At 37.1% G+C, this 8,446-nt stretch carries 5 protein-coding genes; all 5 read left to right on the plus strand.

Annotation, left to right across the window (positions count from 1 at the left end; all coding sequences use genetic code 11):
* Window positions 1–163 precede the first annotated feature (163 nt).
* Window positions 164–2,413, plus strand: a complete 2,250-nt coding sequence (locus BUB08_RS18240) for a S9 family peptidase (RefSeq protein WP_073003359.1) — start codon at window positions 164–166, stop codon at window positions 2,411–2,413.
* Between the two features lie 21 nt (window positions 2,414–2,434).
* A complete protein-coding gene (locus BUB08_RS18245) occupies window positions 2,435–3,250 on the plus strand; it encodes a hypothetical protein (protein ID WP_073003360.1) in 816 nt (271 codons plus the stop codon).
* A gap of 13 nt (window positions 3,251–3,263) precedes the next feature.
* Entirely contained in the window at window positions 3,264–3,989 is a 726-nt protein-coding gene (locus BUB08_RS18250) for a Crp/Fnr family transcriptional regulator (protein WP_083570857.1), read from the plus strand.
* Between the two features lie 113 nt (window positions 3,990–4,102).
* Window positions 4,103–6,499 (plus strand): glycoside hydrolase family 127 protein, encoded by a 2,397-nt coding sequence (locus tag BUB08_RS18255; RefSeq protein WP_073003361.1) that lies wholly within the window; start codon window positions 4,103–4,105, stop codon window positions 6,497–6,499.
* A 518-nt stretch (window positions 6,500–7,017) separates the two neighbouring features.
* Entirely contained in the window at window positions 7,018–8,100 is a 1,083-nt protein-coding gene (locus BUB08_RS18265) for a transposase (RefSeq protein WP_073003363.1), read from the plus strand.
* Window positions 8,101–8,446: the final 346 nt, after the last annotated feature.

Consider the following 8,446-nt stretch of genomic DNA (forward strand, 5'->3'; position numbering starts at 1 on the left):
TGATACAATCATGTCGGACTTATTGTTTTATGCAATGAATAATCATAACTCATTGCTCAAAGAGAAGTTGGGAAATAGTGCATAAGAGTTTGATGGGTTTAATAATTCTGATTTATTTTTTGAACTAAGTGTCTCAGATTTGTTCTCTGAAGTGTGAAGAATTATGAATAGATTAAAAACATCAATTATAAGTGTTCTGTTGCTGATTTGTAGTTTCGACTTATCAGCACAATTATCGAGAGATGACTATGCCAAGGCTGATTCGGTAATGGAGTTAGTTGAAAACGTTTACAACCAGGTTTCCGACATTCATTGGGTTGATTCCTCCTCAACTTTTTGGTATAGGATTAAAACCCGTGATGGTTTGAAATACCAGCTTGTTAATGCAGAAAAAACATCGAAGAAAGAAGTTTTTAGTACAGAAAAATTGGTTGATGCTTTGAATAATCAATTGCAAAAACCAATCAAGGCAAACGAACTTCTTTTAAGAAGTTTAAAGATTGGCCAGGATAATAAAAGAATTCACTTTCAGTTTGAAAAAGCATACTGGACATGTAATCTGAAAGATTATTCGTTGGTAAAAGACTCAACAGAAAAAGAACAGGGACCGCGACCGTACTGGGGAGGCTTTTTTGATGAAAAAGGAAACGAACAGGTAATTTCTCCGGACAGTGTTTGGTCTGCTTATATCAAAAATTACAATGTTTATATCAAAGATAATAAAAGCAATAAGGAATATCAGTTAAGTTTTGATGGTTCGGAAGGAGACTTTTATTCATCGCACATTGCATGGTCGCCCGATTCGAAGAAGTTGGCAGTAAACAAGGTGCGCGACTACTTTAAACGCCAGATTACTTTTGTTGAATCGTCGCCAAAATTGCAGTTGCAACCCATTGTGCATAAACGCGATTATTTAAAACCGGGCGATGCTTTGGCTGTAAAACATCCTGCGCTTTTTAACATTGAAAACAAGGTGCAAATTTCGGTAAATACATCTGGTTTTGAAAATCAATACGATTTAAGTAACCCGAAATGGAATAAAGCAGGAACAGCTTTTACTTTTGAATTTAACCAGCGGGGGCATCAGGTCTACAAGGTGGTTGAGGTTAATGCAGAAACCGGCAAAGTGCAGATTGTAATTGATGAACGGAGTGAAACTTTTATTGATTACAGCAGCAAACGTTACCGTTACGATTTAGATGATTCGGGAGAGATGCTTTGGTCATCGGAACGCGATGGCTGGAACCATCTTTATTTAATTGATACAAAAAATGGTGTTGTAAAAAATCAGATTACCAAAGGCGAGTGGGTTGTACGTCGTGTATTGCATGTAGATGAAAAAGAACGCACTGTTTTCTTTTATGGTTCAGGGAGAAATAATAATGAAGATCCTTATTTTTTGCATTGTTACCGTGTTAATTTTGATGGAACAGGTTTAGTTGATTTAACTCCCGAAAAAATGAATCACGACATTTCGTTTGCAAAGAATTTCGATTATTTCACTGATACTTATTCAACAGTAGATACACCACCCGTAACGGTAGTTCGTCATTCGGAGGATGGTAAAATTGTGTTGAAACTTGAAAAAACAGATATTTCTAAATTACAAACAAAAGGCTGGATTGCTCCCGAAGTTTTTGTAGCCAAAGCCCGCGATGGCAAAACCAATATTTGGGGTAATATATACCGCCCCACCAGTTTCGATGAAAACAAGTCGTATCCAATAATAGAGTACATTTACGCCGGGCCGCACAGCTCGTTCGCACAAAAAAGTTTCAATCCGGTACATTATGCCTTTTCATCGTTAGCCGAGCTTGGTTTTATAGTTGTCCAAATGGATGGGATGGGTACTTCGAACCGCTCAAAAGCTTTCCATGATGTATGTTGGAAAAACCTGAAAGATGCCGGCTTCCCCGACCGTATTTCGTGGATAAAAGCAGCAGCTGAAAAGTACAGCTATATGGATACAACACGGGTTGGTTTATTTGGTGGATCGGCTGGCGGGCAAAGTACTTTGGCCGGTTTGTTGTTTCATCCTGAGTTTTATAAAGCCGGCGTTTCGTCGTGCGGTTGCCACGACAATCGTATGGACAAAATATGGTGGAACGAACAATGGATGGGTTACCCAATAGGGCCACATTACGAGGAATGCTCGAATGTGGTAAACGCACACAAATTGCAGGGGACATTAATGCTGATTGTTGGAGAGATTGACGATAATGTTGATCCGGCTTCAACAATGCAGGTTGCTGATGCACTCATAAAAGCCAAAAAAGATTTTGAATTGGTGGTGCTTCCTGGAACAAATCACACACTTGGGAATAGTTATGGTGAGCAAAAACGCCGCGACTTTTTTGTTCGAAATTTTTTACAAATAGAAACCCCTGATTGGAATAAGGTGAAAAAAGAATGATCAAAAAAAATACGCTGTGTTATGAAGAGTATATCTAAAAATTTATTTGTAGTTGTTGTTGGAGTTCTAGCATTTTCAACTGTTTTTGCCAACCACCCGATAAAAGAATATAAAATTGCCAAACCGCCAAAAGAATTGAATCTCGATTCTTTTTATAAAAAGCATTCCAATGTCAACGGTATTCATATAATTAGTTCCCACCGCGTACCTGATTCAGCATTTGTAAAAGCTTGCGAAATTATCGATTTTATGACTACTGGTTTGCCAAAAGATGTGCTTAATCAGATGGCTAAAGTTAATACCCGCGTTGGAATTATGGCCCGTTACGAGGGAACAACCGATATTCCTGAACACGCACATCTGGCAAATGATACAATCCTTAATTGGGATGTACGTGCGCGTGGTTTAGGTGGAACACTCGAAATGCCTTTAACAACTTGTGCCGAAGAGAATTTATTGTGCTACCAAATTGACAAATACCACGCAGAAGATATTCTTATTCACGAATTTGCACATACTATTCATGGAGTTGGAATAATTCCATTAGATGATACTTTTAACGATTTACTTCAGGAAAAGCTGGATGCTGCAATGGCCGCCGGAAAGTATAATAATACCTATGCTGCTACAAACACATGGGAATACTGGGCAGAAGGTGTTCAAAATTGGTTTAATGTAAATGCCGAAGTTAAGTACGCCGATGGGAAACACAACTGGGTTAATACCCGTGCAGACATGAAAAAGTATGACCCTGATTTATTCGAAATTGTTAGTATTTATTTTCCTGAATTTGAAATGAGTCCTTCATGTCACAGTGAAGTTAATCGGTACAAATAAACTTTAATGAAGCATGGAAACAACTGCCGTATTTCGCGAAAACATTAATACTTTGACAACAAATGAATTGACTCTTGGTGATATCCCATTATTTCATTACCTCAGTGAAGATGAAATGAACCTTCTGGAGACAAATGTAGTTCTAAAGCGGTTTAAGAACCGTACTAACATTTATCGGGAAGGTAGCAGACCTGCGGGAGTTTATGTTATATTAAGCGGGATTGTAAAAGTATACAAGATTGGCTCCAAAGGGAAACATCATATTTTGCGTTTTGCCAAGAGAGGTGATGTTATTGCTTATCGTTCTGTAATATCAAATGAGTTGGCTTGTTCATCAGCGAAAACATACGACGATAATGTAGTTGTCGCTTATATTCCCCTTCGTGTTTTTTTTGACTTGATACACCATAACCAAAAATTCGCAATGGAACTTTTGGATAAGATCTGCAAGGAATTGCATGATTCAAATTGCTTAGTTACTGATATCGCACAAAAAAGTTTAAGGGAGCTTACTGCACAAATATTGTTGTTACTAAAAAAAGAATTTGGGGTTGACCTTCATAATTCACTTCAAATAAAAATAACAAGAACAGACCTTGCCAATATGATAGGTACGGTTACAGAATCACTAATTCGGGTAATGTCAGGATTTAGAGATGAAGGATTATTAGATTTGAGCGGGAAACGAATTATATTTCTTGATACTTCAAGGTTACAAAGAATCGCTAGTTTCCGGTAAAATGGACATTCATGCAATTATATAAAACAAATGTGATTTATTGAAAATTAATTCTTGTCTATTTTTGCAATACAAGATGAGTCAAAATAACGTAATTTAAAAAGTGATTAGAAATGAGACATAATTGGTTAGTACTACTAATGGCGGTTTTTTTCGTAGGTTGCAATAAGTATTCAGAGAAGCCTGGGAAATATAATATCAATCCAGTTCCATTTACTGCAGTAAAAGTTGTGGATAACTTTTGGGCCAAAAGAATACAGATAAATACAGATGTGACAATTCCTATTGCATTTAATCATTGCGAAATAACTGGCAGAATTGATAATTTTAAGGTAGCTGGTGGCGTCTTAGATGGTGATTTTCGTTCAACTTCTCCTTTTGATGATTCTGATGTTTTTAAAGTTATTGAGGGGGCTGCTTATGCACTTCAAATGAACCCAAATAAGGAGCTAGAATTGTATACCGATTCTATTATCGATTTTATTGCCATGTCGCAAGAGGACGATGGATATCTTTATACTTACCGTACGATTATGGGGGATGATTCTCATCCATGGATTGGAAGTAAAAGATGGGAATATACGCACATTCTTAGTCATGAATTATATAATGTAGGGCATATGTATGAAGCGGCAGTGGCTTACTATCTGGCCACTGGTAAACGAAAATTATTGGATGTTGCGATTAAAAATGCTGATCTTATTGCTAAAGACTTTGGATGGGATGCTTTTCAGAGTTATCCTGGACATCAGGAGATTGAGATTGGTTTGGTTAAATTGTATAATGTAACGGGGGATTCTAAATATCTTGAATTGGCTAAGTTTTTCCTAGATATTAGAGGGAATGTTGATCGCGATAAAAAAACTTACGACCAATCTCATTTGCCAGTTATTGAGCAAGACGAAGCCGTTGGCCATTCTGTTCGTGCTGCATATATGTATACGGCGATGGCTGATATTGCAGCCTTAACAGGTAATCAAGACTACGTAAAAGCCATTAAAAAACTTTGGAAAGATATTGTTTATACAAAGCTTTACATCACGGGCGGTATCGGATCTGCCGGTGGTCATGAGGGCTTTGGGGTAAAATATGAATTGCCAAATCCGGCTGCTTATTGCGAAACTTGTGCTGCTGTGGCCAATGTATTTTGGAACCATCGTTTATTTCTTATGGAAGGCGATGCAAAATATATTGATGTTTTAGAAAGGAGCCTATATAATAATGTACTTTCCGGAGTGTCAATTTCGGGAGACCATTTTTTCTATCCAAATCCTTTGGAATCTTATTTCGGACATGAGCGTCAGGAGTGGTTTGGTTGCGCATGTTGTCCATCAAATATATGTCGTTTTATGCCATCCATGCCAGGTTATATCTATGCTTCTAAAGATAAGGAAGTATATGTGAATTTATATATTGCTAGTGAGGCTAATTTTGAACTTGGTAATAATAAGGTTTATGTAATCCAGCATAGTGATATGCCATGGGAAGGGCATTCCGAGATTGTTGTGAATCAGGACCTGGACGAAACTATTACACTTAAGTTGCGTGTTCCTGGCTGGGCGAGGAATGAGGCGGTTCCAGGAGGTGAATTGTATTGGTTTAAAAATGTGAGTAATAAGATGGTAGGCGTAAAAGTTAATGGAGAGTCTGTAGATTACACCATTGACAAAAAAGGTTATATAAATATTAGCAGAAAATGGAGTGGAGATAAGGTAGAAGTTGAATTACCCCTCGAGGTAAGAAAAGTTGCATGCAATCCGCAGGTCGATGGCAATGTCGATAAGATAGCCTTACAACGTGGTCCGATTATGTATTGTTCGGAAGGTTTGGATTTCGAGAGCGGCCAGGTTGCTAACATTGTTTTGAAAGAAAACACAAGTTTAACGTGTCAATTTGAAGAAGATTTAATTGGAGGAGTTGTTACGATTAACGGAATAGCTATAGAAGGGCAACGTTTAAATAGCGAAAGAACAGAATTTAATAAAGTAGAATTTAAGGCTATTCCGTATTATGCCTGGTGCCATCGGGGGACAACACCAATGGTTGTGTGGTATGCTACCAACGAAAATGCTTCAAGACCAAAACCTGCTCCCACTATTGCAAATGCAAGCGAGATTAGTGGCTCGGTAATGAATATCGCAATAGAATCGGTACGTGACCAAATACTACCATCTGGTTCAAACGACAAGAATACTCCCAAATTTCATTGGTGGCCACATGAAAATCAGAATGAATGGATTACATACACCTTCAAAGAACCACAAAAAATTAGTGGAACAAAGGTATTTTGGTTTGACGATAATGGAGGTTGTAGGCCTCCAGAAAGTTGGAAAGTTTATTACTTGAAAGATAATGAATGGGTACCGTTTAAAAACAAGTACAAATATGGTGTGGAAATCAATATTATCAATCAGGTAGAGTTTGAACCGGAAAAAACTACTGCAGTGAAGTTAGAGGTGCAGCTTCCCAAGAAGTCATCAAGTGGTTTGTATGAATGGATTGTGGAGTAAGTAGATATTATAAGATGAGAAAATGCGAGAGATGTGCTTCTAACTTGCTTTTATTTAGGGTGTTCCATGGGTAACCCTGAGGTAAAAGTAAAGCTATATCATTAGCCACATTGTAATAATTAAATGAGACAGTGAGGCATTCTTGAGGGAAGTTTCTAACCAAAAGAGTAAATAATCTGTAAAGCAACATAAAAAACTAACACAAGTGTCCGATTAATTTATAAGAGCTATAACTTGAAGGATTATCTATGAACACAAAATCAGACAAATATTGTATTGCTTATGGTTGTCCTAAAAGTATCCGGGATAATGATTGTCCATTGTTATTATTTATAAGGCTTTCATTTAAAGAAAAATTGGATTGGATAGATAAACTGGACAAGGAGTCACAAGAATCCATTTTAAGGTACCATTCCTTTTGTACAAAAAGGGAAATAAGTAAACAAGATAAAAAATAGGGGCTACTCCTGGAAGGTTTCTCCCCAGTTGTAGATTTGTTTTGCACACAAAATCACAACATGAGTAAAAATAAAGAAATAAAGTATGTCGGACAGCCGATTTTTAAACAGATAATAGATTTGGTAGAAAAAGTCAACATATCATCCATTATAAAGACACACGAAAGTGATCGTTACTATAAGGCATTTAAGTCTAAGCCCCATCTAATTACCATGTTGTTTGGGATATTAAGCCGGTGTGATTCGATGACGAAAACCTGTGAAGGGCTGCGTGCTATGGGAGGAAAGCTAAACCATCTTGGTTTGGAGAAGGCACCTGCAAGAAGCACAGCCAGCGACGCATTGAGAAACCGAGACAATCGTTTTTTTGATGATTTATATTTTGCCTTGATAGATAAGTATAAATCATTTTTGTCGGACAGCTGTACTTATGGGGTGACATTTAAAGAGGTACTTTTAATCGATTCAACCACAATCCGGCTATTTAGCGACATCCTCAAAGGGGTTGGGCGTAATCCCAAAGGAGATGGCAAAAAGAAAGGTGGGCAGAAAGTCCACATGCTTATCGATGCAGTGCAATCCGTGGGTCGGTTTGTCAAAATAACAGCAGCAAAAGTACACGACAAAAAGTTTCTAAAGAGTCTGGAATTTGTATCGCACAGTATGATAATGTTCGCCAAAGCCTACAATTACTATCACCAATTTGCTTTATGGTCCACTCAGCAGGTATATTTTGTAACCCGTTTAAAAAAGAATATGGTATATGAATTTTTGACCAATAATTTTGAGATTAGAGCAGAAGAAGTTGCCTTTCTTTATAAAAAACATTGGGGTATAGAATTACTTTTCAAGAAAATGAAACAGAACTTTCAGCTACATTATTTCTATGAAGAAAACGAAAATGCAATACGCTCGCAGGTTTGGTGTGCATTGATTGCCCAGCTATCGATAACAGTTATTCAAAAAATAGCAAAAACCAAGAAGGCATTTTCAGCAATAGCTACCTTCGTAAGGATACACCTGATAAGTATGCTCGATATGGTAGAAATGCTTAGAAGTACCAACCGGGCATATAAAGTTCATGTTGGTGGACCTCCCGGCCAACTGCAATTAAAATTAATAGAAACTGAGGGGGTGTTTTGAAAATGAAATAAAAGTACCCATTAAATTGGCTTTTGGGACAAATAATAATAACAATAATCCGACTTTAGTTGATTAATCGTGAAAGAAATTATAGAATTCGCATGATTTGAGCTGTTGAATAACAAGGGCAACACGATAGTTTTTCATAGAATGGTTTGGTAGGATAGGTCGTGTTTGTTATGTCTTGTATACAGAGTGACAGGCCGGCCTTTCTCTTCAATAATACTTATTCAATTATGGTGATAGGACAGTATTCAATATTATAATTCACTAGTGTCCGATTAATTTATAAGAGCTATAATTTGAAGTATTATCTATGATCGAAACAACAGACCTATATTGTATT

The organism is Mariniphaga anaerophila (assembly GCF_900129025.1).
In the GTDB taxonomy this organism is placed as follows: Bacteria; Bacteroidota; Bacteroidia; order Bacteroidales; family Prolixibacteraceae; genus Mariniphaga; species Mariniphaga anaerophila.